At 62.2% G+C, this 23,996-nt stretch carries 20 protein-coding genes; 12 read left to right on the top strand and 8 right to left on the bottom strand.

Going from position 1 to position 23,996, the window contains the following annotated elements:
* Position 1: 1 nt before the first annotated feature.
* The 5 genes from JNB89_RS29360 to eutC all read left to right on the top strand — a co-directional run bounded on the left by JNB89_RS29360 (position 2) and on the right by eutC (position 6,564).
* Positions 2–1,414: a hypothetical protein gene (locus tag JNB89_RS29360; RefSeq protein ID WP_220364531.1), complete on the top strand. Its 1,413-nt coding sequence runs from the start codon at positions 2–4 to the stop codon at positions 1,412–1,414.
* Positions 1,415–1,460: 46 nt separating this feature from the next.
* The gene (locus JNB89_RS29355; RefSeq protein WP_223216892.1) at positions 1,461–2,222 is read left to right on the top strand and encodes a hypothetical protein; all 762 of its coding nucleotides are present in this window, start codon (positions 1,461–1,463) and stop codon (positions 2,220–2,222) included.
* 649 nt (positions 2,223–2,871) lie between these two features.
* Positions 2,872–4,275 carry an ethanolamine permease gene (gene eat, locus JNB89_RS29350; RefSeq protein WP_220364529.1) on the top strand — a complete coding sequence of 468 codons (1,404 nt, stop codon included), beginning with the start codon at positions 2,872–2,874 and terminating at the stop codon, positions 4,273–4,275.
* A 55-nt stretch (positions 4,276–4,330) separates the two neighbouring features.
* Positions 4,331–5,725: an ethanolamine ammonia-lyase subunit EutB gene (locus JNB89_RS29345; protein ID WP_220364528.1), complete on the top strand. Its 1,395-nt coding sequence runs from the start codon at positions 4,331–4,333 to the stop codon at positions 5,723–5,725.
* Positions 5,722–6,564, top strand: a complete 843-nt coding sequence (eutC, locus tag JNB89_RS29340; protein WP_220364527.1) for an ethanolamine ammonia-lyase subunit EutC — start codon at positions 5,722–5,724, stop codon at positions 6,562–6,564. Before JNB89_RS29345 ends, eutC begins: the two co-directional genes overlap by 4 nt.
* Before the next feature lie 8 nt (positions 6,565–6,572).
* On the opposite strand, the gene JNB89_RS29335 is transcribed toward eutC, so the two are convergent.
* Together JNB89_RS29335 and adh are read right to left on the bottom strand one after the other, a co-directional pair.
* Complete coding sequence (locus JNB89_RS29335; RefSeq protein ID WP_220364544.1) at positions 6,573–6,968, bottom strand: DUF779 domain-containing protein; 396 nt, start codon at positions 6,966–6,968, stop codon at positions 6,573–6,575.
* 71 nt (positions 6,969–7,039) lie between these two features.
* Positions 7,040–8,560 carry an aldehyde dehydrogenase gene (adh, locus tag JNB89_RS29330; RefSeq protein WP_027213799.1) on the bottom strand — a complete coding sequence of 507 codons (1,521 nt, stop codon included), beginning with the start codon at positions 8,558–8,560 and terminating at the stop codon, positions 7,040–7,042.
* Between the two features lie 343 nt (positions 8,561–8,903).
* Here adh and JNB89_RS29325 point away from each other — a divergent pair, with 343 nt between their 5' ends.
* The gene (locus JNB89_RS29325; RefSeq protein WP_220364526.1) at positions 8,904–9,968 is read left to right on the top strand and encodes a helix-turn-helix domain-containing protein; all 1,065 of its coding nucleotides are present in this window, start codon (positions 8,904–8,906) and stop codon (positions 9,966–9,968) included.
* A gap of 48 nt (positions 9,969–10,016) precedes the next feature.
* Here JNB89_RS29325 and JNB89_RS29320 read toward each other — a convergent pair whose 3' ends face one another.
* Complete coding sequence (locus JNB89_RS29320; RefSeq protein WP_220364525.1) at positions 10,017–12,359, bottom strand: heavy metal translocating P-type ATPase; 2,343 nt, start codon at positions 12,357–12,359, stop codon at positions 10,017–10,019.
* 78 nt (positions 12,360–12,437) lie between these two features.
* Here JNB89_RS29320 and cadR point away from each other — a divergent pair, with 78 nt between their 5' ends.
* From cadR to JNB89_RS29290, 6 genes are all read left to right on the top strand, one after another.
* The gene (gene cadR / locus JNB89_RS29315; protein ID WP_013337698.1) at positions 12,438–12,869 is read left to right on the top strand and encodes a Cd(II)/Pb(II)-responsive transcriptional regulator; all 432 of its coding nucleotides are present in this window, start codon (positions 12,438–12,440) and stop codon (positions 12,867–12,869) included.
* 45 nt (positions 12,870–12,914) lie between these two features.
* Positions 12,915–13,115 (top strand): hypothetical protein, encoded by a 201-nt coding sequence (locus JNB89_RS29310; RefSeq protein ID WP_013337697.1) that lies wholly within the window; start codon positions 12,915–12,917, stop codon positions 13,113–13,115.
* Between the two features lie 101 nt (positions 13,116–13,216).
* Positions 13,217–14,620, top strand: a complete 1,404-nt coding sequence (dbpA, locus tag JNB89_RS29305; RefSeq protein WP_013337696.1) for an ATP-dependent RNA helicase DbpA — start codon at positions 13,217–13,219, stop codon at positions 14,618–14,620.
* 213 nt (positions 14,621–14,833) lie between these two features.
* The gene (locus JNB89_RS29300) at positions 14,834–15,988 is read left to right on the top strand and encodes a pyridoxal phosphate-dependent aminotransferase (protein WP_135892512.1); all 1,155 of its coding nucleotides are present in this window, start codon (positions 14,834–14,836) and stop codon (positions 15,986–15,988) included.
* A gap of 119 nt (positions 15,989–16,107) precedes the next feature.
* On the top strand, positions 16,108–16,902 hold the full coding sequence (locus JNB89_RS29295) for an ABC transporter substrate-binding protein (RefSeq protein ID WP_220364524.1): 795 nt from the start codon (positions 16,108–16,110) through the stop codon (positions 16,900–16,902).
* 145 nt (positions 16,903–17,047) lie between these two features.
* Positions 17,048–17,914, top strand: coding sequence for an AraC family transcriptional regulator (locus tag JNB89_RS29290; RefSeq protein WP_222859099.1), 867 nt, complete (start codon positions 17,048–17,050; stop codon positions 17,912–17,914).
* Positions 17,915–17,978: 64 nt separating this feature from the next.
* Here JNB89_RS29290 and JNB89_RS29285 read toward each other — a convergent pair whose 3' ends face one another.
* The 5 genes from JNB89_RS29285 to JNB89_RS29265 all read right to left on the bottom strand — a co-directional run bounded on the left by JNB89_RS29285 (position 17,979) and on the right by JNB89_RS29265 (position 23,774).
* Entirely contained in the window at positions 17,979–18,566 is a 588-nt protein-coding gene (locus tag JNB89_RS29285; protein ID WP_220364523.1) for a LysE family translocator, read from the bottom strand.
* Between the two features lie 90 nt (positions 18,567–18,656).
* A complete protein-coding gene (locus JNB89_RS29280; RefSeq protein ID WP_041728508.1) occupies positions 18,657–19,727 on the bottom strand; it encodes a rhodanese-like domain-containing protein in 1,071 nt (356 codons plus the stop codon).
* A 76-nt stretch (positions 19,728–19,803) separates the two neighbouring features.
* Positions 19,804–20,457 (bottom strand): peroxiredoxin, encoded by a 654-nt coding sequence (locus tag JNB89_RS29275; protein WP_013337690.1) that lies wholly within the window; start codon positions 20,455–20,457, stop codon positions 19,804–19,806.
* A gap of 293 nt (positions 20,458–20,750) precedes the next feature.
* Entirely contained in the window at positions 20,751–21,437 is a 687-nt protein-coding gene (locus tag JNB89_RS29270; RefSeq protein ID WP_013337689.1) for a Fe2+-dependent dioxygenase, read from the bottom strand.
* 111 nt (positions 21,438–21,548) lie between these two features.
* Positions 21,549–23,774: a TonB-dependent receptor gene (locus JNB89_RS29265; RefSeq protein WP_220364522.1), complete on the bottom strand. Its 2,226-nt coding sequence runs from the start codon at positions 23,772–23,774 to the stop codon at positions 21,549–21,551.
* Positions 23,775–23,996: the final 222 nt, after the last annotated feature.

Raw genomic sequence — 23,996 nt, 5'->3', positions numbered from 1 at the left:
AATGGGCGACCGTCCCCTGATCCAACATACCGTATGCATCGATCTACCCGGCGAGCCCGTCGAATGCTGGGCCGAAACGGATCTCACCGTTCTGTTGCGCAAGCATCGCGACGTGATATTCGATATTCAGGTGAAAAAAGGCGCAACCTACACCGTCGAGGCAAGCGAAGACTGGATCTACGACGTAGCCAGGAAGAAGCGCGTCAAGCAGGGACAGTTCCAGGACGGTCAGCGCTACCACATCTGGATCAGCAGGGATTTCAAGGGCCAACTCACACTCAAACAGAATGGCAAGGCGTATCAGAGCTATTCGATGCGGACGTTCGGTTTGGCGAACACCGACCCTTCTCCAAAAGCCAAGCCAGAGCCGATCATCATTGCCATCGGTACGAATCACGCCGCGCATCTACCAACGGCCTCTGCATCATCGAAACAGACTAACGCAGCGCCCCTGCTCACCTATCCGCAACCCGCAATTCCCGAGTATCTGCGCCCCGCGGGTGCGTTCGATCCACTGCGTGCGGAGCAACTCTGGTCGTGTCCCCTGCCAATCAAATTGGCGCCTGGTACCACAGTCGAGCCAGCACAGGAAGCTCATGTCTTCGAAGTCGATAAGAGTTCAATCCCGAAACAGGTAATGGACGCACTGGCTGCGGGCGGCTCGGAAGACACGGCCATTGACACCAACAACATTGCAACACGTAATTGGCTAATAGGACAGCTCGCCGGTGCGACGGCCTTTCTGAAAGACAACAAGCAGTGGATCCAGGAGCTTTGGAGAGAGAAGTTCCGATTGATGAAGATCGTTCACAAGAACGTAGGAGAAAGAACATACGTTGTCTTCACCGGCAACCCGCGATTGCGAAAGTTGGTGACCGCTGCGCGATACGGCGTGCAGAACGAAAAGGTCCTGACGATTGCCGGGGGAGCCGGTACTGCAGCGTCGGGTGCAGCCGCTGCTTGGGAGGGGTCCAAAGGAGCCTTCAAGAAGGCCGGCTTGATCGCGTTGATTTTTACCATCACCCTCGACACGGCTGAATGGCTGCACGACTATGAGGACATCGGTCCGGACGGAAAGAGAAAGAAAGACATCGCGGACCTGTTAGGCAAGATTGGGATCGACCTTGCGAAAGCGGGATTGAGCGCGGCGATTGCGTCCGTCGCGGTAGGCGCTGCCGTGGCACTACTCGCGGGAACCGTCGCACTGCCGGTAGCGGCAATCGTCGTGGGAACTATCGTTGTCGCAATCGCAGTAGGTTACGGACTCGACTGGCTAGACAAGAAAACCCACGCCACTGAGCACGTCACGTCATGGTTTCGATCAATTGGCGAGTCGATCAAGCACGCGGCCGAATACCTGGAAAAGTCCATGCCCAAAGACTATGATCAGTACCCCATGATGTACATGCCGTAAGACGGCACTCACCGGAAAGCGAGTCCAGATGCCACGATCGCAATCGATGACAAAGCCCGAGACAGAACTGAAAGACGCAGTCTGGGAGATGACGAAGAAAGCCACGCCGGTGAATTTCATTTTTCCCACGCTTGCAACCGGCGTGTCGTACGCGGCATATGCAGACGATCTTGCGGTGTCCGGATGGCCCTGGAAAATAGGCGTGCTGGTTACGCTGATTTGCCTCTTCGTACCCTTCGCTGTCTCGATCATGTACCGCCGTTCGAACCTGTTGTGGGTGTCCGGGCTGGTGCTCTCGGTTGCGACATTTGCCATGTACTTCTTCTTTGGCATATTCGCCTATTTCTACTACTTCCTGTTTGCACCCATGGCGCCGCATCTGCGTTGGCCGGGCCTGCTCGGTGGGTTGATGCTGACGCTGTACTGGGCGGTCATGTCAAGGCAAGCGGTGATGAATACGATCACCCAAACCTCTTTCGTCAAACGGGCCTTCGAAGAGAGCGCTTCCGGATTCCATTATCGAAAGCAAGCAGGAATGGCATTGTTCGAGCGGCTCCATAAAGAACGCTCCCCTTTCCCGAGAATCTATTCCTATATCGTCTTCGGTATCGCCCCGTGCTATCTCATCCTGGGGCGGCTGCTGTCCTCGAACTTCGGGACGAACGGCGTGCTGTTCGCGCTGGCGGTGCTGGGCATGCCAGTGTCGCTCTGGTTTGCCGGCCTGCTGGTGCGCATCTACCTCGTGATGATCGGCGTACCGAGAAAGCTCCAAAGGGAGCATCTCAAGCCTGTGCTGGTGGCGGACTAGCAAAACGGCGCTATCGACATCGCCAGGAACTGCGTCAGTTGGGATGCGCGCAAGTTCCTGGTCCGGTTCATGCCGGCATTCCAGACATTCCCGGTACCTGACAGGGCGAGGACAGCCGGGCGGGATTCTGGATCCGCTTTGCGCTGTGCCAATGGAGCTCTCCGCACGCCCACTTATCCACACCTCCCTCTGCACAACCCCTGTAAAACCCGTTCCGCATCCTGTGGGACAAACCTTGACAACTGCACCGCCTAGCGAGCCGCGGCAAAACTTTTCCCTCGTTCGATCCGGCTATCCACGTTGGCCGCCCAAGGTTATCGCCGCCGCAAGCGCTTGATCCGAAACCGAGCTTTGCGGTTATCCACAGGCGAGCGCGGCGCTTGTTAACTATTACTACGTATACATATACAAAGACTATAAAAACCAGAGACGCACCTGAACACGCGGCCACATAAACGCGCAACCCGCAATCTTCACGAACCCTACCCCCTGACTCACCCAAGCCCCGTCGCCCCCAAACCGTTCGCGAACTTTGCCGAATTTCGATAACACCTCGAATAATGGCTCACTACCATCGGCGAAAGCCTGCCCGTCCACGCACCGCAAAGCCTTGCGGCGTCGAGCAAGCGGCAAACTCCGGGAGCGTCCGATGAAATCAGAGTCCAATAGTCAGCACGTCGGTAAAGTCACGCATCACGAGTTGAAGCAGACGCTCGGCACGTGGCAACTTTGGGGCATTGCGGTCGGCCTCGTGATTTCCGGCGAATATTTCGGCTGGAGCTACGGCTGGGCGAGCGCGGGTACGCTCGGCTTTGTCATTACGGCGATCTTTATCGCCGCGATGTACACCACCTTCATTTTCAGCTTCACCGAGCTCACCACGTCCATTCCGCATGCCGGCGGCCCCTTCGCCTACGCGCGTCACGCGTTCGGCCCGACCGGCGGCTATCTCGCGGGCGCGGCCACGCTGGTCGAATTCGTGTTTGCGCCGCCGGCCATTGCGCTTGCCATTGGCGCCTATCTGCACGTGCAGTTTCCGGGGCTCGAACCAAAACACGCGGCAATGGGCGCGTATCTCGTCTTCATGGCATTGAACATCGTCGGCGTGCAGATCGCCGCCGCATTCGAGCTTTGCGTGACGTTGCTCGCCATTTTCGAGCTGCTGGTGTTCATGGGCGTCGTTTCGCCCGGCTTTCAGTGGTCGAACTTCACGAAAGGCGGCTGGGCCGGCGCAGACACTTTCAGCATGGGCTCCTTTAACGGCATGTTCGCGGCGATTCCGTTCGCAATCTGGTTCTTCCTCGCGATCGAAGGTGTCGCGATGGCCGCTGAAGAAGCGAAAAACCCGAGGCGCTCCATTCCCGTCGCCTACGTGGCGGGCATTCTGACCCTGGTGGTGCTCGCCATCGGCGTGATGGTGTTCGCGGGCGCGGCGGGTGACTGGACGAAGCTCTCGAACATCAACGACCCGCTGCCGCAAGCGATGAAGTTCATCGTCGGAGAAAATAGCGGCTGGATGCACATGCTCGTGTGGCTCGGTCTGTTCGGTCTGGTCGCGTCGTTTCACGGCATCATCCTCGGCTATTCTCGGCAGATTTTCGCGCTGGCGCGCGCGGGCTATCTGCCTGAATGGCTTTCGAAAGTGCATCCGCGCTTCAAGACGCCGCATCGCGCGATCGTGGCGGGCGGCGTCATCGGCATCGCGGCGATCTACAGCGACGAGCTGATCCAGTTCGGCGGCCAGACGCTCACGGCGAACATCGTGACGATGTCCGTGTTTGGCGCTATCGTGATGTATATCATCAGCATGTTGTCGCTTTTCAAGCTACGTCGCGCCGAACCGGACATGGAGCGTCCGTTCCGCGCGCCGCTTTTTCCGCTCTTTCCAGGCTTCGCGCTGGTGGCCGCGGTAATCTGTCTGGCGACCATGGTGTACTTCAACTTTCTGGTGGCCGTGGTGTTCGCCATCTTCCTCGCACTTGGCTACGTCTATTTCCTGTTGACGCGCCATCAGCGCGAGGCCGCGCCGGCGGACGCACTGCTCGAAGAATGACGAACCCGGTCGCTGTGCGCAGCGGCGCGGTACATGCAAGCTGGAGTCGCAACGAATGAGCTATACGGAGACAATCGGCAGCCGCACTTATCGCTTTGCCGATCTGAAAACACTCATGGCGAAGGCCAGCCCGCAACGTTCCGGCGACCAGCTCGCGGGCGTTGCGGCGGCGAGCGAGGAGGAGCGTGTCGCCGCGAAAATGGCGCTGGCGCAGGTGCCGTTGCGCACTTTCCTGAACGAAGCGCTCGTTCCCTACGAAAGCGACGAGGTCACGCGGCTCGTGATAGACGATCATTCGCCGCAGGCATTCGCCGAGATTTCGCATCTGACGGTGGGCGATTTTCGCAACTGGCTGCTGAGCACGTCGACGGACGCCGAGGCGCTCACACGCATCGCTGCGGGCCTAACGCCGGAAATGGTGGCGGCCGTCTCGAAGCTGATGCGCAATCAGGACCTGATTGCGGCCGCGCGCAAACGTCCGGTTATCACGCGCTTTCGCAACACCGTCGGCTTGCCGGGCCACATGTCGGTGCGCCTGCAACCCAATCATCCGACGGATGACGTCAAAGGCATCGCGGCCTCCATGCTCGACGGCCTCATGTACGGTTGCGGCGACGCGATGATCGGCATCAATCCGGCGAGCGACAACCTCGCCGCGATCACCCGGCTGCTGCAAATGGTCGACGACTTCCGCCAGCGCTACCAGGTGCCCACGCAGTCGTGCGTGCTGACGCACGTCACCAACACCATCGCCGCGATCGAAAAAGGCGTGCCCGTGGACCTCGTTTTCCAGTCGATTGCGGGCACGGAAAAAGCCAACGCCGGCTTCGGCATTTCGCTCGCGCTGCTGCACGAAGCGTATGAAGCAGGACTTTCGCTCAAGCGCGGCACAGTCGGCAGCAACCTGATGTACTTCGAAACCGGGCAGGGCAGCGCGTTGTCGGCGGACGCGCATTTCGGCGTCGATCAACAGACGTGCGAGGCGCGCGCCTATGCGGTCGCGCGCAAGTTCAATCCGTTTCTCGTGAACACCGTGGTGGGTTTCATCGGCCCCGAGTATCTGTACGACGGCAAGCAGATCACGCGTGCGGGTCTCGAAGACCACTTCTGCGGCAAGCTGCTCGGCGTGCCGATGGGTTGCGACATCTGCTATACGAATCATGCGGAGGCCGATCAGGACGACATGGACAACCTGCTCACGCTGCTAGGCGTGGCGGGCATCAACTTCATCATGGGCATTCCGGGCGCGGACGACGTGATGCTCAATTATCAAAGCACGTCGTTTCACGACGCGCTGTATGTGCGCGACGTGCTCGGCTTGCGCCGCGCGCCTGAATTCGAGGAATGGCTTGAGTCGATGCAGATTACCGACGCACGCGGTGCGTTGCTGAGCGCATCGACACAGCAACCGCTGCTGGAAGGCGCGCGCGACTGGATGGGTATGGCATGAGCGACTCTGTGGACAAGAACCCGTGGAATGCGCTGCGCCAGTTCACCAACGCGCGCATCGCGTTGGGCCGCGCGGGCAACAGCGTGCCCACTGCGCCTTTGCTCGCATTCAATCTTTCGCATGCACAGGCGCGCGATGCCGTGCATCATCCGCTCGATACGGAGGCATTGCATCAGCAGTTGCACGCACTGTCGTTGCGAACGCTCGACGTGCACAGCGCCGCGCCCGATCGCGAGCATTACCTGCGGCGTCCCGATCTTGGCCGCCGCTTATCGGAAGAAAGCCGCGCCGCGCTCGCCCAGCTAAAGGACGAATCACCGGATCTGGTGTTCGTGATCGGAGACGGCTTGTCTGCGTTCGCTGCATCGAAGCAGGCGGTGCCGCTGCTGCAAGCCGTGCTTTTGCGACTCGCGGATTGGAAAATCGCCCCTGTCGTCGTCGCGCGGCAGGCACGCGTTGCGCTTGGCGACGAGATCGGCGAGTTGCTGCATGCGAAGATTGTCGTCATGCTTATTGGCGAGCGGCCAGGGCTGAGCTCGCCTGATAGCCTCGGTATCTATCTGACGTACGCGCCGAAAGTGGGCTGCAGCGACGCGCAGCGCAATTGCATTTCCAACGTGCGCCCTGAAGGGCTCGACTATCCGTTGGCCGCACACAAGCTGCACTATCTGCTCACGCATGCACGGCGCCTCGGCCTTACCGGCGTCGGACTGAAAGATGACAGCGATGCGTTGCTACAGGCCGCGCCTGCCGCGGCCGCGGCCGCGATCGGCGGCGCGGCGAGCACCCACCGGCAATCAGAGCCGGCGAGCCCCGACGCAAACGCCGGCGCGACCTAGCAGCCAATTCACGCATCGCCGCGCTGCACAGGGTGCGCTGCGAGCCACGCGTTCTCGCCGTCGTCGAATAGGCGCGAGCGCGTGAGAAAACGCAAACCGGTCGGCCGCTCGAGCGAGAACATGCCGCCGTTGCCCGGCACCACGTCGATTATCAATTGCGTATGCTGCCAGTACTCGAACTGCGAATCGCTCATGTAAAAAGGCACGCCCGCAAGAGTGCCAAGCTTCACGTCGGACGCGCCGATCATGAACTCGCTTTGTGGAAACATCATCGGCGCGCTGCCGTCGCAACATCCGCCGGATTGATGGAACAGTACATCGCCATGTTGCGCGCGCAACGTGTCTATCAACTCCACTGCGGCGGGCGTTGCGATCACGCGAGCCACTTCCTGTTCGTCCGCCATCATAGGTCCTCGCAGCAATGAAGCGAGCCGCGCAACGCGGCTCGCCTCGGCACAATCGCCGGGGTTGATGCTTAGAAAAAGCCGAGCGGTTTCTCGCTATAGCTGACGAGCAGGTTCTTGGTCTGCTGATAGTGGTCGAGCATCATCTTATGATTTTCGCGGCCAATGCCCGATTGCTTGTAGCCGCCAAACGCGGCGTGGGCCGGGTACGCGTGATAGCAGTTGGTCCACACGCGGCCTGCCTGAATTTGCCGGCCAAAGCGATAGGCGCGAGTGCCGTCGCGCGTCCAGACGCCGGCGCCCAGGCCGTACAGCGTGTCGTTGGCAATCTCGAGCGCTTCTTCTTCGGTCTTGAACGTGGTGACGGAAACCACCGGCCCGAAAATCTCTTCCTGGAAGATGCGCATTTTGTTGTTGCCGCGGAACACGGTCGGCTTCACGTAATAGCCCTTGCTCAGCTCACCGCCCAGCACGTTGCGTTCGCCGCCGATCAGGCACTCGGCGCCTTCCTGCTTGCCGAGATCGACATACGACAAGATTTTCTCCAACTGCTCCTGCGAAGCCTGCGCGCCGATCATCGTCTTCGTATCCAGCGGATGACCTTGAGTGATGGCCGCGACGCGCTTCAATGCACGTTCCATGAAGCGGTCGTAGATCTTTTCATCGATCAACACGCGTGACGGGCATGTGCACACTTCACCCTGGTTCAGCGCGAACATCGCGAAGCCTTCCAGCGCCTTGTCGAAGTAGCTGTCGTCCTGATTCATCACGTCGGCAAAGAAAATGTTCGGGCTCTTGCCGCCCAGTTCCAGCGTGACCGGAATGATGTTCTGGCTCGCGTACTGCATGATGAGGCGGCCCGTCGTGGTTTCGCCCGTGAACGCGATCTTCGCGATGCGCTTGCTCGATGCTAGCGGTTTGCCCGCTTCCAGACCGAAACCGTTCACCACGTTGAGCACGCCGGCGGGCAGCAGATCCTGAATCAGTTCGACGAGTACGAGAATCGACGCGGGCGTTTGCTCAGCTGGCTTGAGCACGACGCAATTGCCGGCCGCTAGCGCGGGCGCGAGCTTCCATACCGCCATCAGGATCGGGAAATTCCACGGAATGATCTGGCCGACCACGCCGAGCGGCTCGTGAAAATGATAGGCCACCGTGTCGTCGTCAATCTCGGAGATCGAGCCTTCCTGCGCGCGCACGGCGCCGGCGAAGTAGCGGAAGTGGTCGATGGCAAGCGGAATGTCTGCGGCCATTGTCTCGCGCAGCGGCTTGCCGTTGTCGATCGTTTCGGCAACCGCGAGGCGTTGCAGGTTCGCTTCCATGCGATCGGCAATGCGGTTCAGAATGTTCGCGCGATCCGTCGTCGACGTTTTGCCCCACGCGGCCTTCGCGCGATGCGCTGCATCCAGCGCGAGTTCCACGTCTGCTTCACGCGAGCGCGGAATCGAGGTGAACGGCTCGCCGGTGATGGGCGATACGTTGTCGAAGTACTCGCCCCCCACGGGTTTCACCCATTCCCCGCCGATAAAGTTCGCATACTGCTTTTTGTACGGGAATTCGGTCGTCAGAAACTGCATCTCCGCGTGATTCATCTCAGTGCTCCTCACATGTTTGAATGGGCTCAAGTCGGCGCGATGTCGCGCTCGGTTGCAATCCGTTGAAGCTGGCCGCGACACCCGTAGAGCCAGAACCATGCCAATGCACCCGGCTGGTGAGACGTGCACGCACGGCAGGCACGCACGCACCGAAGCAAGGGCTGCAAGCCGGATCAACGGCGCACAGGCGCGTCGTTTCGGATCAACACAAGTGTTGCTGTTCACGAATTGAACAGCGCGCTGGCCCATGCTGGAGCAACCGGTGCTGTGACCGCGCGCCTATCATCGGCATGAGACTTGCCTTGTTCTGTTCTTCGATATTCCATCGCGCGGATTGGCCATGACGATCGAATCCCTCAGCGACAGCGCCGTCAGCTCGACCCCCGGCGCCGCTCCCGTGCCTGCAGCGCAGGCGGGCTTTCGCGTGCAGACCCGCATTGCTCACGACGCGGACGAACAGGCGCGCAACCTTCAAGGGTGGCATCAAACCTACGACCAGTTGGCCTCGGGCAGTTTCGTAGGCGGCCTGACGGAGTTGTGCCTCGATGACATGCAGGTGTTCGTCGAAACGACGAGCCACACGTTGCGGCAAACCTGCGAGGTGCAGAAAGACGCCTACTGGTTCGGCATTCCGACGCGTGGTGCCGGCGCCGGCCGCATCGACGCGCAGATGATCGGCAGCGACGCTCTCGCGTTTCGTCCAGGCGGCATTGAATTCGAGCTGCTGACGTCGTCGGGCTATGAGATTTTTGGCGTGGTCGTGAAGGGCGACGCGTTGCGTCGCTACGCTGCGCAAGTGGAGCAGGTGAGCCTCGCCGATGCGTTGCCGGACAAGGAGGTGGTGTCCATCGGCGCGGATCGCAAGGAGCGCCTGTGCGCTTCGTTGCGCGCGCTGCTCAAGCGCAGCGCGGCAAGCGGTGCGCCTTTATCGCGCTCCGCGTGCGACAGCCTGCAGGCGGCGGTGCTTGCGTCGCTGTTCGACGCCGGCGCGTTGCCTGCGTCCCCCGGGCAAATGGCGATGCCGGTTCGCGCGCGGCGTCAGTCGATTGTCTCCGAGGCGCGCGATTATGTCCTGGCGCATCGGGACCGCGCGGTCGGCGTGCCGGAGCTTTGCGAGCGTCTGCATGTGAGCCGGCGTACGTTGCAGTATTGCTTTCAGGACGTGCTCGGCATGGCGCCCGCTCACTATGTGCGCGCGCTGCGCCTGAACGGCGCGCGCCGCGATCTCTGCAACGCCTCGCGCGATTCGCGTTCCGTGCAGGACGTGGCGACCGCCTGGGGCTTCTGGCACCTGAGCCAGTTCGCAACGGACTACCGCAAGCTGTTCGGCATGCGGCCTTCGGATACCTTGAAGGCCGCAATCGGCGCACACGGCGCTACGACAAGCCGACCGCTCGCTCACTAGCGGATTCCAAGGTGGGGCGGCTGCCGTTCGACTGCTCCCGCCTGCGATTCATTTGCGCAGCAACCGCAAGCCGTTCGCGACCACCACCAGGCTCGCCCCGACGTCGGCGAACACGGCCATCCACATCGTGCCCAGACCCATCACCGTCAACACCAGAAAGACGCTCTTGATGCCGAGCGCCAATGCAATGTTCTGCACCAGTACGGCATGCGTCGCTTGCGAGAGGCGGATGAAGAGCGGAATCTTGCGCAGGTCGTCGTCCATCAACGCGACGTCGGCGGTTTCTATCGCGGTGCCGGTGCCCATTGCGCCCATCGCAAAGCCAATGTCGGCGCGCGCGAGCGCAGGCGCGTCGTTAATGCCGTCGCCGACCATGCCCACGGTCGCACCCTCGGCCGACCACTGCGCGACGGCGTCCAGCTTGTCTTGCGGCAACTGGTTGCCGCGCGCTTCGTCGATACCGACTTGCGCGGCAATCGCCGCAGCGGTGTGCGGATTATCGCCGGTGAGCATGGCCGTGGTCACGCCTGCGCGATGCAGTTCGGCGATAGCCGCGCGGCTCGTTTCCTTGACCGTATCGGCGACAGCGAAGAGCGCGAGCACACGTTGCGCGTCGCTCAGCAGCACGACGGTTTTGCCCTGACGCTCGAGCGCGTCGAGCCGTGCTTCGAGTGACGGCGAACATAGCCCCAGTTCTTCCGCAAGCCGATGATTGCCGAGCCAGTACGTGAGGCCGTTTATCACGCCGCGCACGCCGCGTCCGGCGAGCGCTTCGAATGAATCGACCGTGACGGTTGCGATGCCATCCTTTTGCGCGGCGCTTGCAATTGCCATTGACACGGGGTGGTCCGAGCGTGCCGCGAGACTTGCGGCGAGCGTGCGGCAACGGGCGGCGTCGGTGTCCGCATCAGCATCTGCATTCGGATCTGCTTTGGCGAGCACGGCGAAATCGGTTTGCACAGGCTTGCCGTGCGTGATCGTGCCGGTTTTGTCGAACGCAAGGCGGCGCAGCTTGCGGCCCTGTTCGAGGTAGGCGCCGCCCTTGATGAGAATTCCCTTGCGCGCAGCTGCCGCGAGACCGCTGACGATCGTGACAGGCGTGGAGATAACGAGCGCGCACGGACACGCAATCACCAGCATCACTAGCGCCTTGTAGATCCACGCCTGCCACATTCCACCGAAAAGGAGCGGCGGCACGAGCGCCACCGCCAGTGCGACGGCGAACACCAGCGGCGTATAGACACGCGCAAACTGATCGACGAAACGTTGCGTGGGCGCTTTGCTGCCTTGTGCCGCTTCGATCGCATGAATGATGCGCGCGAGCGTGGTGTTGCTGGCCGCGGCCGTCACGCGGTAATCGAACGAGCCCGCCTGGTTGACGGTGCCGGCGAACACGGCGTCGCCCACGGTCTTGTCGACCGGCAGGCTTTCTCCTGTGATCGGGGCCTGATCGACACTCGAGCGTCCCACAACGATCTCACCATCGAGCGCGATCCGCTCGCCCGGCTTCACGCGAACCAGCGCGCCGGGTGCGATCACCTCGAGGCGCGTGAGCTCCCAGCCGCCGTCGGGCTGCTGCACGCTCGCCTGTTCGGGCGTGAGTTGCATCAAACCCTGAATCGCGTTGCGCGCGCGGTCGAGCGACCTCGCCTCGATCAATTCCGCGACCGTGAAGAGCACCATCACCATGGCTGCCTCGGGCCATTGACCGAGTATCAACGCGCCGCTCACCGCGATGCTCATCAACGCGTTGATGTTGAGATTGCCGTGGCGAATGGCGAGCCAGCCCTTGCGATAGGTTGAAAGGCCGCATGAGGCGATCGCGACGAGCGCAAGACCGGCTGCCACCCAGGCAGGCGCGCCTGCCCAGCCAGCGGCCTCTGAAGCGGCCGCAGCGACGCCCGCGAAGGCAAGCGGCCAGCACCTGCGCGGCGCGGGCTGAGCGGAGGACGCGTCCTGAGCGGCGCCGGGCGTGCGTTGCGAGTCGGCATCCGCGAGTTCGGGCGTGAAGTCCAGCGACCGCAGCGCAATGAGAATCGAGTCGAGCGCGCCGGGCGCATGCACGACCGTCAGCACGCGCTGCATGAGATTGAACTCCATGCTGCGCACCTCGGACATACGGCTGAATTTCTTGCGAATCAGCGCTTCTTCCGTCGGGCAGTCCATCTGCATGATGCGCATGGCCGTGCGCACGTCGCCTTGCACCGCTTCGGACGGCGGTACAACCGCGCGCAGCGGCAGCGGAGCAGGACTGGCCGCGCCGCAGCAACTGCCGCATGCGGAGTCGCCTGCATGTGCTTCATGCGCGTGCTCGGGCCCATGCTCATGCCCTCGGGCGCGGGTTTGCGGTTGTTCAGTGGGGTCGGCGTTCGGCTCGTGCGCGCGCTGCATGGTGGCTTCCTCGTTCGATTTGTGGTCTAGTAAACACCTTGAAGCCACTACAAGGTCAAGGCCAGTACCGGAGGGCTCATGAAAATCGGCGAATTGGCGAAAATCGCCCATTGCACGACCGAAACCATCCGCTTCTACGAGAAAGAAGGGCTGCTGCCCGAAGCGGAGCGCACCGAGGCCAATTACCGCAGCTATACCGCAAGGCACGTGGAGCGGTTGCGCTTCATTCGCAATTGCCGCGCGCTTGACATGACGCACGACGAAATTCGCGCGCTGCTGCGTCTGACCGACGCACCGGCGAGCGGCTGCGGTGGCGTTAATGACCTGATCGACGAGCATATTGCGCACGTCGAAATGCGCATCGACGAACTGCAGCAGCTCAAGGCGCAATTGCATGCGCTGCGCGAGCAATGTCACGGCGAACGGGCCGTGGAAGACTGCGGCATCGTGCAGGGTCTCAGCGACATGAACGTGAGCGCGCCGCGTGCGCGGCACACGCATCTTGGTTGATGCGGCCAGTCGAATCACATCATCGAATCCAGTTGGAGAAGCAACGTGTTCACATGTAGAAACCAGTCCTGCGGCGCGCAGTGGGAGCAGTCGGACGTCGTCATCAAGAACGAGGGGCAGGGACTCCTTTTCCGGTGTCCGCTGTGCGGCGCGCGCAATTACGTCGAGCGTTTCGAAGACGAAGACGGCGCCGTGCTGTACGAGCAGATGGAAGGCCGCCCGTCGCCGGGGCCGATGGCCGAATAGTCGCGCGTCGTTGCGAGGCGTCGCCACAAGTTGTCGTTCGCCAGTCGCCAGTTCCCAGCCTTCAGTTTTTCAGCCTTGAGCCGATCACGAGTCATCATCCTATGAACAGTCCCATCACGGCCGGCGCGCCGTTCAGTCAACTGCCGCTGCCGCCCGCCGCGCTCGCGAATCTCACGCAGCTCGGCTATGTCGAGATGACGCCGATTCAGGCCGCGAGTCTGCCTATTGCGCTCGCCGGCCACGACCTCATTGCGCAAGCGAAAACGGGCAGCGGCAAGACGGCGGCGTTTTCGCTCGCGCTGCTCGCACGTCTGGACGCTCGCAATTTCGCAGTTCAGGCGATGGTGCTTTGCCCGACGCGCGAACTCGCCGATCAGGTCACGCAGGAGATCCGGCGTCTCGCCCGCGCGGAAGAAAACATCAAGGTGCTGACCTTGTGCGGCGGCACGCCGATGCGTCCGCAAACCGCGAGCCTCGAACATGGCGCGCACATCGTGGTCGGCACGCCGGGTCGCATCATGGATCACCTCGAACGCGGCAGCCTGCCTCTGCAATCGCTCAATACGCTCGTGCTCGACGAAGCGGACCGCATGCTCGACATGGGCTTTTTCGACGACATTGCGACCGTCGTCAAGCAATGCCCTAAGGAGCGGCAAACGCTGCTGTTCTCGGCTACTTATCCCGAGGGCATCGTCAAGCTCAGCCAGCAGTTCCTGCGCAATCCGAAGGAAGTGAAGCTCGCCGAGCGGCACGACAACACCAAGATTCGCCAACGTTTCTACGAAGTGACGGAAGACGAGCGTCTGCATGCCGTCGGGCTGTTGCTGAACCACTATCGTCCGGTGAGTACCATCGCGTTCTGCAACACGAAGCAGCAATGCCGCGATCTGCTCGAAGTGCTGCGCGCGCAGGGCTTTCATGCGCTCGCGCTGCATGGCGAACTCGATCAGCGTGAGCGCGACCAGGTGCTGATCCAGTTCGCGAATCGCAGCTGTTCGGTGCTGGTCGCGACCGACGTCGCAGCGCGCGGCCTCGACATCGCGCAACTCGAGGCGGTGATCAACGTCGACGTGACGCCCGATCCGGAAGTGCACGTGCACCGCATCGGCCGCACCGGGCGCGCCGATCAGGAAGGCTGGGCATTGAGCCTCGCCAGCATGGACGAAATGGGGCGCGTGGGCGGCATCGAGCAGGCACAAAAGCGCGAGGTGGAATGGCACAAGCTTTCCGAGCTCACCGCAACGAGTAACGAACCGCTTTTGCCGCCCATGGAAACGCTGCAGATTCTCGGCGGCCGCAAGGAAAAGATCCGTCCCGGCGACGTGCTCGGCGCGCTCACCGGCGAGGCAGGTTTTGCCGGCTCGCAGATCGGCAAGATCAACGTGACGGAGATGTCGACCTATGTGGCGGTCGAGCGCAGCATCGCACGTGAAGCCGTGCGCAAGCTGAGCGCGGGCAAGGTGAAGGGCAAGAAGGTGAAGGTGCGCTTGATGGACGACGCGTGATGTAGCGGGTGAGGCGCCACGTCCGGCCCGCCCGCACGCAACACCGCGCCGGCTCCGTGAGCCATGACGTAAACGCATGTCCCGCATGACAAAGTTTCGATTGTTATGCTTCTTTGGCTGATGCCTAATCACTCAACCGGCACATAAGCACACTGAGCGGCCGCCTGGTATGCGGCCGCCAGTGCGCCGCCGGATGAGGATAGGAGAAGCCATATGCAGAGCGCCCTGCAAGCCCGCTCGAAATTGCCTGACGTCGGCACGACGATTTTCACCGTGATCGGCCAACTCGCCGCGCAACACGACGCGCTCAATCTGTCGCAAGGCGCGCCCAATTTCGCGCCGGACGCAAAACTGATCGACGGCGTCGCGCACGCCATGCGCGCTGGTCACAACCAGTACGCGCCCATGTCGGGCATCGCGGCATTGCGCGAAGCGCTCGCCGACAAGGTGCAGACGCTGTACGGCGTGCGCTATGACCCGGCAGACGAAGTGACCGTTATCGCAAGCGCGAGCGAAGGTCTTTATTCGGCGATCAGTGCATTGGTGCACCCGGGGGACGAAGTCATCTACTTCGAGCCTTCGTTCGACAGCTACGGACCCATTGTTCGGCTGCAAGGCGCAACGCCGGTGCCGATCAAGCTTTCGCTGAGCGACTTTCGTGTGAACTGGGACGAGGTCGCCGCCGCGATCACGCCGAAGACGCGCATGCTGATCATCAACACGCCGCACAATCCGACCGCGACCGTGTTCAGCGAGGCCGACATCGCGCGGCTCAAGGCGCTCACGCGTCACACCGACATTGTGATTCTCGCCGACGAAGTCTACGAACACGTGGTGTTCGACGGCGCGAAACACGAAAGCATGGCTTGCCATAGCGAGCTTGCCGAACGCAGCGTGATCGTGTCGTCGTTCGGCAAGTCGTATCACGTCACCGGTTGGCGCGTCGGCTACTGCCTTGCGCCCGCCGAGCTGATGAACGAGATTCGCAAGGTGCACCAGTTCATGGTGTTTTCCGCCGACACGCCCATGCAGTACGCGTTCGTCGACGCATTGGCCAATCGCGAGAGCTACCTCGGCTTGTCCGCGTTCTATCAGCAAAAACGCGATCTGCTTGCGCACGGTCTTCGCGAGTCGCGCTTCGAGTTGTTGCCGAGTGCGGGTAGCTTCTTCATGCTCGCGCGCTTTCGCGGTTTCTCCGACGAAAAGGACAGCGACTTCGTGTTGCGCCTGATTCGCGATGCGCGCGTCGCGACTATTCCGTTGTCCGCGTTTTACAGCGACGGCACGGATTCGGGCCTGATTCGCCTGAGTTTCTCGAAGGACGACGCGACGCTGATCGAAGGTGCGCGCCGTTTGTGCGAGATCTGAAGCTGCCTGCATGACGCGCGAGCGCGGGTATTTTTGAACGCAGTAAGATCGTCGCGCGACGACACATCCACACGCTGCGCGTTCGCATTACAACGAAACGGAAGGGGAAGGAACCTGCTATGAAACTGCTCAAGCTCTGGTTGGCGCTGGCCTGCGCTTTCGCATCGGTGGCGGCGTCGCCCGCCGCGCTTGCGGCCGATACATCCACGCTGCGTTTCGGGCTCGAAGCGCAGTATCCGCCGTTCGAATCGAAGGGCCCTAACGGAGAGTTGCAAGGGCTCGACATCGACGTGGGCAATGCGGTGTGCGCCGCCGCGCATATGACGTGCAAGTGGGTGGAGACGTCGTTCGACGGTTTGATTCCGGCGCTGCAAGGCCGCAAGTTCGACGCAATCAATTCGGCGATGAATGCGACCGAGCAGCGTCGCCAAACCATCGACTTCACGACGGTCGTCTACCGTGTGCCGACGCAACTCATCGCAAAGCGCGACAGCGGCCTGCTGCCGAGCGCCGAGGCCCTGAAGGGCAAACGCGTGGGCGTGCTGCAGGCGTCGATTCAGGAGACGTTCGCGAAGACGCATTGGGAGCCAGCGGGCGTGACCGTCGTCGCGTATCAGGATCAGAACCAGGTCTACACGGACCTCGTCGCCGGGCGGCTCGACGCAACACTCGTGCTCGCGCCCGCGGGGCAAACCGGCTTTCTGTCGAAGCCGAACGGCAAGGACTATGCGTTCGTCGGGCAGCCGGTTCGCGACGACAAGATTCTCGGCAGCGGGATCGCATATGGCATTCGCAAAGGCGATACAGCGTTGCGCGAGCGCCTGAACGCCGCGATCGCCAAGGTGCAGGCAGACGGCACGGTGAAAACGCTCGCGACGAAATATCTCGGCAATATCGACGTTTCCGCGAAATAGGCGGCGACGCGGGCGCCAGGCGCGCTCGTCACGGCATGATCCGGCTTGTTGGCGGCGCGCTCGACCGCTACGATAAGTGGTCTCGCGAGGTTGCGGCTGCTGGCCGCGCTTGTGCGCGAGGCCCACGCATATCGGAGACGCGCAAATGAGCACGACGAAAGCGGCGATAACTCATGTGAATCACGCAAGCGCTCCGGCAAACCTCGCAAGCGAGCCGCGCTTCTGGCGTAGCGACGCGTTGCCGTACATCGAGGCGCGCTCCATCGAAGACGGTCGCGACATCTGCTACGCCAAGCACTCGCACGAAACGTTTTCGATCGGCGCGGTCACCGGCGGGCGCAGCGTGTATGTGAATCGTCATGCCCGCGAGTGGACCGGTGCAGGCGCGGTCGTTCTGATGAATCCCGACGACGTGCATGCGTGCAACCCAGTCGCCGACGAGCGCTGGTCGTATCGCATGCTTCATGTCGACGTGGCGTGGCTCACCGATCTGCAACACGAGCTCGGCTTCAGTGCGAGCCGCGCGTTTCGCGCGTTCTCGCAGACTATGAGCACAGACGCCGAACTGTTCGACGGCCTGAACCGGCTGCATGGCATTCTCGTCGACAGCGAAACGGATCTGCTGCGCAAGCAAAGCGCAGCGATAACGTTCTTCACAGAAGTTCAGCAGCGCCTGAACCGTGCTCCTTGTTGCGGCGACCCTGCGAGCCGTCAGCTCGCGCGCGCGGCTGAATTCATCGCGGACAATTGCACGCGGGCGCTCAGGCTCGAGGACATATGCGAGGCGGCGGGTTTGTCGGCATCGCATCTGATTCGCGCATTCAAGGAGCGCTACGGCATGACGCCGCACGCTTACCTGATCAATCGCCGCATTCAGTACAGCCGCGCGCAACTGCGGCGCGGCCGCGTGATTGCCGAGGTGGCGCTCGACGCAGGCTTTGCCGATCAGGCGCATTTGCAGCGCACGTTCAAACGCCTGGTCGCGGCGACGCCTGGGCAGTATCGGAGTTGAGCACGCTTGCGCTCGCGTTTCGCAGGCGCCTTGCATGCTCGCTGAACCGAGGCACAACCACGCATCAAGTCGCAACGAGGTACAACGCGCTCGCGCCCAGCAACGCGGCCATGGCCCGATTGAACAGCCTGACACGCCGCGGCGCCTGCAGATACTTGCGCAGATGCGTACCGGCATAAGCCCAGCTCGCAATCGACACATAACAGACCACGAAGTAAATCACCGCAAATTGCCAGACGAGCTGGCCGTCGCCGTCGGCTGCATAGGCGCCCATGCCGGCCAGCGACGCGAGCCAGGCTTTCGGATTGAGCCATTGCATCGCCGCGCCGTACGCGAACGAGGGGCCGCGTGACGGTGCGTCGGCGCCGAGCCGGCCTTCGTCGACGGCAAGTCTATAGGCCATGTAAAGCAGAAACGCCACGCCGGCCCATTTGACGACCTCGACAAGAACGGGAACATGCACGAGCAATTCGTGCAGCCCCAGGCCGACAAGCAGAAGCAGCAACGTGAAGCCGACGGTCGCGCCGCCCACGTGGCGCAGGCTTGCGGCAAAGCCATGCTGCGCGCCGGCGCTCAACGCAACGACATTGACGGGACCGGGAGAAATAGACGAAGCCAGCGCGAACGCGGCCATGGAAAGCAAAACGGACATCGGTGCCTCGATACGTGAATGCGCGGGATTGACGCGCTTGAACGGTATCGGCGGCGAGGCAAGGTGTATTGAAGGAAATTGCTATGCGCGCTACAGGCTGCCGTTTTCCACGACGCGGCTCTCCGCACGCCAGCGCAGCATACCGCCTGCGAGGTTCGCCACCTTGTCGAAACCCGCCTGGCGCAGGATCACTGTGGCTTGCGCCGAACGACCCCCCGCGCGGCACACGGTCACGACGGGGCAATCTTTGCTCAGCTCGGCCGCTCGTGCCGCCAGATTGCCGAGCGAAATGAGCTGGGCGTGAGGAATGCGGCCAAGCGGTCCATCGAACTCGTCCGGCTCGCGCACGTCCACGATTTGCACCGAACGCAGATTGTCCTCGAGCCATTGCGGCCCGACTTCCCAGATTCCCGCGAACGTGTAGGCAAGCGGCGCCCAATCCGGCTCGGCGGCCTGCGTCGGATCGCTCGCCGCCTCGCCGCATTTGAGGTTTGCAGGCACCGCAACGTCAATCTGCTTCGGATGCGGCAGCCGCAGGTTCGTCACGTAGCCGACGAAATCGTCTTCGCACAGCTCGCCGCCCAGGCGCGGATTGAAGCGCCGCTCTTCGGCCACGCTCGTGACCGTCAGGCCGCGGTAGTCGTGAGCCGGATACAGCAGGCAGGTGTCCGGCTGACTGAAGATCTGCCCGTGGATTGCACGGTACATCGTGCGGGCATCGCCTTGCTGGAAATCCGTGCGCCCTGTGCCGCGAATCAGCAGGCAGTCGCCCGTGAACATCATCGTGCCGTCGTCGAGTGCAAGGCTGATGCAGCCGTTCGTATGACCGGGCGTCGCCCGCACTTCGAGGTAGCGTGTGCCGAATTCGCACCGGTCGCCGTGATTCAGATAGCGGTCGGCGCCTTGCGCGCCGCTCGCAGCCGATATCGCTATTTCGCTGCCGACGCGGCGTTTCATCATCCATGCGCCCGTCACGTGATCGGCGTGCACGTGGGTGTCGATCGTGTAAAGAAGGCGGAGGCCGAGTTCCTGAATCAGCGCGCTGTCGCGGCGTACCTGCTCGAACACGGGGTCGATAAGCACCGCTTCGCGCGTCGTGCTGTCGGCAAGAAGATACGTGTAGGTGGACGACTGCGGGTCGATGAGTTGTCGGAAAATCAGCAAGGTTTGGTCTCCGTGGTGCGCATTGTCGCGAGAGCCGGGCGCGTGGCGGCGCCCGGCTCACCGCGCCGCAATTTCACCGCGGCTGCGCAACGTACCGCAAATACGGCTTCAGGGTTTTGAAACCTTCGGGGTATTTCTTTGCTGCATCATCGTTCGAGACGGACGTCGGAATGATGACATCGTCCCCCGGCTTCCAGTTCACGGGCGTGGCGACCGAATGTTTCGCGCTCAACTGTAGCGAATCGAGCAGCCGTAGCACTTCGTCGAAATTGCGCCCGGAACTCATCGGGTACACGAGCATCGCCTTGATCTTCTTGTCCGGCCCGATGATGAACACCGAGCGCACGGTGGCGTTATCCGCTGCGGTGCGGGTGCCGCCGCTCGCATTCGGGTGAATCATATCGTACAGCTTTGCGACGTTCAGATCGGCGTCGCCGATCAGCGGGTAATTGACCGCGTGGCCCTGCGTTTCCTCGATATCCTTGACCCACCTCTGATGGTCGCTGACGGGGTCGACACTCAGGCCGATGATCTTCGTATTGCGCTTTTCGAATTCCGGCTTGAGGCCGGCCATGTATCCGAGCTCAGTGGTGCAGACGGGCGTGAAGTCCTTCGGATGCGAGAACAGAACCGCCCACTGGTCGCCGATCCATTCGTGGAAACGGATGGTGCCTTCAGTGGTTTCCGCGGTGAAATCCGGAGCTTCCTCTCCTAGTCGAATCGACATCGTCATCCTCCATGAGAACGCGCCGGGGAAGTGCGCCGCTTCTCTGGGCCGTTATCCCCGGGTTGCCTGAACTATGATCAGGCGATTGCTTGCCTCCGATCAGCCTCCAGCCGCCTCTACGGTCTTCGTGCAGGAGGAACCTGCGCGCGTGCGAAAGTGCACGTCTTCGCGGATTGCTGTACTGCGCAAACACACGGACGCACACGGATGCGCCACGCGTCGCGCTTAAAGCGTAGGACAAAAAAGCGCGCGGCTCTAGCCAGCATGCAGGGTGAACCCGCCGCGCCAGCGAATTACGTTTCGCTCCACATGCGCAGCAGGTTGTGATAGCAGCCGACCAGCGTGCGGCGAGCCGCGTCGTCCGCATTCGACGCGTTCAGACGCTGGATCGCGCCGTCCATGTCGAACAGCATGGCGCGCTGCGTGTCGTCGCGCACGAGGCTTTGCACCCAGAAGAAGCTTGAGACGCGCGCGCCGCGCGTCACCGGCCGCACCTGATGCAGGCTCGTGCCCGGGTAAACGATGGCATGCCCGGCGGGCAGCTTGACTTCCTGCACGCCGAACGTGTCCTCTATCAGCAGTTCGCCGCCGTCGTAGTCGCCAGGCGGCGTGAGGAACAGCGTAACGGACAGATCGGTACGCACGCGCGCGCCGCTTCCGGGCACGAGGCGGATTGCGCCGTCGACATGGCTGCCGAAATGCATGCCGCCTTCATAGCGGTTAAAGAGCGGCGGATAAACCTTGTTCGGCAGCGCGGCGCTGATGAAAAGCGGATGCCGCTCGAGCGCCGCGAGGATTCTGTCGCCCATTTCCAGCGCGATCGGCGAGCCTTCGGCAATCTGCTGATTGCGCTTGACGGGCGCGCCCTGATAGCCGGCCGTTGCCCGACCGTCGACCCACGAGCCGGTGGCCGCCTCGAGTTGGGCGCGCATCGCGGCGGCGTCCGCGGGACTGAAAACGTCGGGGATCGAGACAATCATGGTTGGAGTTTCCTGCTGCAAAAACGCGCGCCTGTTCGCTCGCCCGACAAAGCGGGCAGCGAACAGGCGCGCGGCGTGCTTGGCGTACGCGTTGAGTTCGCCGCCCGGCGATCAGAAGAAGCGGTAGTTTAACGTCGCGAGGAACGTGCGGCCGTTGCCTGGCACCGCGCGTCCGCCGTCCGACGGAATCAGCGCGTCGTAGTAGTTCTTGTCCGTGAGATTCAGCACGTTGAACTGGACGTCGTATTTTTTCGCGTGATACGCGGCCATTGCGTCCCAGCGCGTATAGCCGCCGACCTGCACGAAGTTGTTGTTTGCCGCATAGCGCGACGACGTGTAGATCGGACCGCCGCCAATTTCCCAGTGGGGCGTGAATGCGTAGGTGGTCCACAGCGTCAGCATGTTGCGCGGCGTGTTGGCGGGCGTTTTGCCGGCGGTGCCGTCGAGCGCCTTCAGGATCGTGGCGTCCATGTACGTGTAGCCGCCGAACACCTGCCACTTGTTCGTAATGTGGCCCGCCACGCCGAGCTGGTAGCCGCGCACGCGCACGTCGCCATCGAGCGTGTAGCTGCCGTCCGCATTCAATGTACGCGCGTTCGTCTTCTCGATGTTGAAGAGCGACTGCGTGACCGACAGCCCGCCGCCCAGCAGATCCAGCTTCGCGCCGATCTCATACGACTTGTTGTGCTCCGGCGGCAGATTCTGCTGCCTGTTGGTGAGCGTGAGTGCTTCGAGCGACGGATTGAACGACGTGCCATACGACACGTAGTAGGACTGCCAGTCTGTCGGCTGCCAGATCACGCCGCCGCGCACGCTCGTGAAGTAGTTCGTCTGAGTCGCGTAGGAGGGCGAATTGATCGAGTTGTGGATCGACGCTTCATAGCGGTCCCAGCGCAGGCCGCCCACCACCTTCCAGTGTTCGCCGATGGAAACCGTGTCGTTCGCGTAGACGCCCACGCCGTTCGCGCTCGATTCCGCGAGATTCGTCGCAACCGTTTTGGCATTCGACGGACGCTTCGTATACGAAGGATCGACGAGCGGCACGATTGCAATGGTGTTTGTGGGCAGCCCTGGCGTTGTCGTCGCGAAGCTCTGGTTGCTATACGTTTCGTGACTCAGGTCGACGCCCGCCACCACGTCGTGTTTGATGAGGCCCGTGTCGAACTTCGCTTCGATGTCGGTCGAGTTGTAGACCGAATGATCGTTGATGTTGCGGTCCTTGCCTTGCAGCTTCACGAACAGTTTCGACGGATCGATCGTCGTGTAGTTGCCGTTGCTCAAAGCGCGCGACGTCGGCAGCGGACCGGTCAGTACCGAGGCCGCGTTGGTCGCGCGCGCTTCCGTGCTGTAGTGGCTGAATTGCGTCTGGTTGCGCAGTTTGAGGTTGTCGCTGAAGCGGTGTTCGATGCGGGCGTTGAGCGTTTGCACGTCCTGAATTGTGCGGTCGTCGGTGAAGCCGTAGAACGTGCCGCGATTGACCGGCGCTGGGTGACCATTCAGCGCGGGAATGCCGTAGTCCGGCTGGTCGCGGTTGTGCTGGATCAGCGCGGACAGGGTGATTTCCGTCGGCGTGCCGATGCCGAATTTGACTTCAGGCGCAACGCCGTAGTCCTTGTTCTTCATCACGTCGCGCGACGAACCCTGGTCCTGGCCGAACGCGTTGATGCGGAATGCGGACGTCGACGTGATCGGCGCGTTCAGGTCCACGGTGGTGCGATAGCGGTCGTGCGTGCCGGCTTGCACCGACACGTCGGCGCGCGGCTTGAGCGTGGGCTGCTTGCTGACCTGATTGATGACGCCGCCCGTCGAGCCGCGGCCGAAGTAGAGCGACGACGGGCCGTATAGCACGTCGATCGATTCGAGGTTGAACGTGTCGCGGTAGTACTGGCCGCGGTCGCGGAAGCCGTCGAGGTAAATGTCGGTGCGCGCCGAGAAGCCGCGCAGGTTAATGTTGTTGCCGATCTGTCCGCCTTCCGCCCCGCCGATGGTGATGCCCGGCACGTTGCGCAGCGCGTCGGTGAACGAGCTTGCCGCCTGCGATTGCAGCACCGATTTAGGCACCACGACGGCGGCTTGCGGAATGTCACGCAGCGCGGTCGGCACCTTGGCGCCGACGCTGGAGACGTCAGCCGCAAATTCGGCCTGCGCGCCGTTCTGACCCGTCACCTTGACGGCCGGCAGCGTGGCAGCGTCGGAGCTCTGGCTGGCGCTGGGAGTGGAAGTCGAACTGGATGACGCGGGCTGTGCGCCGCTCGCGGGCGTTGCTGTCGTTTGAGCGTAAAGCGGCGTCGCGAATGCGACCAGAACGGCCGCCGCGAGAGGCGTGTTTCGGAACATCTCAATACCCTGTCGTTGTCGCTATTGTTCTGATTCGACGGACGCCAGCATCCGTGCGGCGTCGGCAGAAAGCTGCCGGCTGCAACGGAGGTGAGCCCATCGTCTTGTTCTCAAATGAGAATCAGTATCATTACACGGATGATAATAGTTCGCAATAATTCGTTACGCATGGTAATGCTTGGGGCGGGGACAGGCGTGCCGCGAGGCGGAGGGGAGGAGGCG

The sequence above is a fragment of the Paraburkholderia phenoliruptrix genome, from assembly GCF_019511605.1.
GTDB lineage: Bacteria > Pseudomonadota > Gammaproteobacteria > Burkholderiales > Burkholderiaceae > Paraburkholderia > Paraburkholderia phenoliruptrix_A.
The sequence above is the reverse complement of the archived record's forward strand: the minus strand, read 5'-3'. Positions and strand labels throughout refer to the sequence as shown.

What these genes read in the sequence shown, in the direction of transcription:
- JNB89_RS29360 (WP_220364531.1), top strand. Translation starts at nt 2, where the DNA reads ATGGGCGACCGTCCCCTGATCCAACATACCGTATGCATCGATCTACCC.
- JNB89_RS29355 (WP_223216892.1), top strand. Translation starts at nt 1,461, where the DNA reads ATGACAAAGCCCGAGACAGAACTGAAAGACGCAGTCTGGGAGATGACG.
- eat (WP_220364529.1), top strand. Translation starts at nt 2,872, where the DNA reads ATGAAATCAGAGTCCAATAGTCAGCACGTCGGTAAAGTCACGCATCAC.
- JNB89_RS29345 (WP_220364528.1), top strand. Translation starts at nt 4,331, where the DNA reads ATGAGCTATACGGAGACAATCGGCAGCCGCACTTATCGCTTTGCCGAT.
- eutC (WP_220364527.1), top strand. Translation starts at nt 5,722, where the DNA reads ATGAGCGACTCTGTGGACAAGAACCCGTGGAATGCGCTGCGCCAGTTC.
- JNB89_RS29335 (WP_220364544.1), bottom strand. Translation starts at nt 6,968, where the DNA reads ATGGCGGACGAACAGGAAGTGGCTCGCGTGATCGCAACGCCCGCCGCA.
- adh (WP_027213799.1), bottom strand. Translation starts at nt 8,560, where the DNA reads ATGAATCACGCGGAGATGCAGTTTCTGACGACCGAATTCCCGTACAAA.
- JNB89_RS29325 (WP_220364526.1), top strand. Translation starts at nt 8,904, where the DNA reads ATGACGATCGAATCCCTCAGCGACAGCGCCGTCAGCTCGACCCCCGGC.
- JNB89_RS29320 (WP_220364525.1), bottom strand. Translation starts at nt 12,359, where the DNA reads ATGCAGCGCGCGCACGAGCCGAACGCCGACCCCACTGAACAACCGCAA.
- cadR (WP_013337698.1), top strand. Translation starts at nt 12,438, where the DNA reads ATGAAAATCGGCGAATTGGCGAAAATCGCCCATTGCACGACCGAAACC.
- dbpA (WP_013337696.1), top strand. Translation starts at nt 13,217, where the DNA reads ATGAACAGTCCCATCACGGCCGGCGCGCCGTTCAGTCAACTGCCGCTG.
- JNB89_RS29300 (WP_135892512.1), top strand. Translation starts at nt 14,834, where the DNA reads ATGCAGAGCGCCCTGCAAGCCCGCTCGAAATTGCCTGACGTCGGCACG.
- JNB89_RS29295 (WP_220364524.1), top strand. Translation starts at nt 16,108, where the DNA reads ATGAAACTGCTCAAGCTCTGGTTGGCGCTGGCCTGCGCTTTCGCATCG.
- JNB89_RS29290 (WP_222859099.1), top strand. Translation starts at nt 17,048, where the DNA reads ATGAGCACGACGAAAGCGGCGATAACTCATGTGAATCACGCAAGCGCT.
- JNB89_RS29285 (WP_220364523.1), bottom strand. Translation starts at nt 18,566, where the DNA reads ATGTCCGTTTTGCTTTCCATGGCCGCGTTCGCGCTGGCTTCGTCTATT.
- JNB89_RS29275 (WP_013337690.1), bottom strand. Translation starts at nt 20,457, where the DNA reads ATGTCGATTCGACTAGGAGAGGAAGCTCCGGATTTCACCGCGGAAACC.
- JNB89_RS29270 (WP_013337689.1), bottom strand. Translation starts at nt 21,437, where the DNA reads ATGATTGTCTCGATCCCCGACGTTTTCAGTCCCGCGGACGCCGCCGCG.
- JNB89_RS29265 (WP_220364522.1), bottom strand. Translation starts at nt 23,774, where the DNA reads ATGTTCCGAAACACGCCTCTCGCGGCGGCCGTTCTGGTCGCATTCGCG.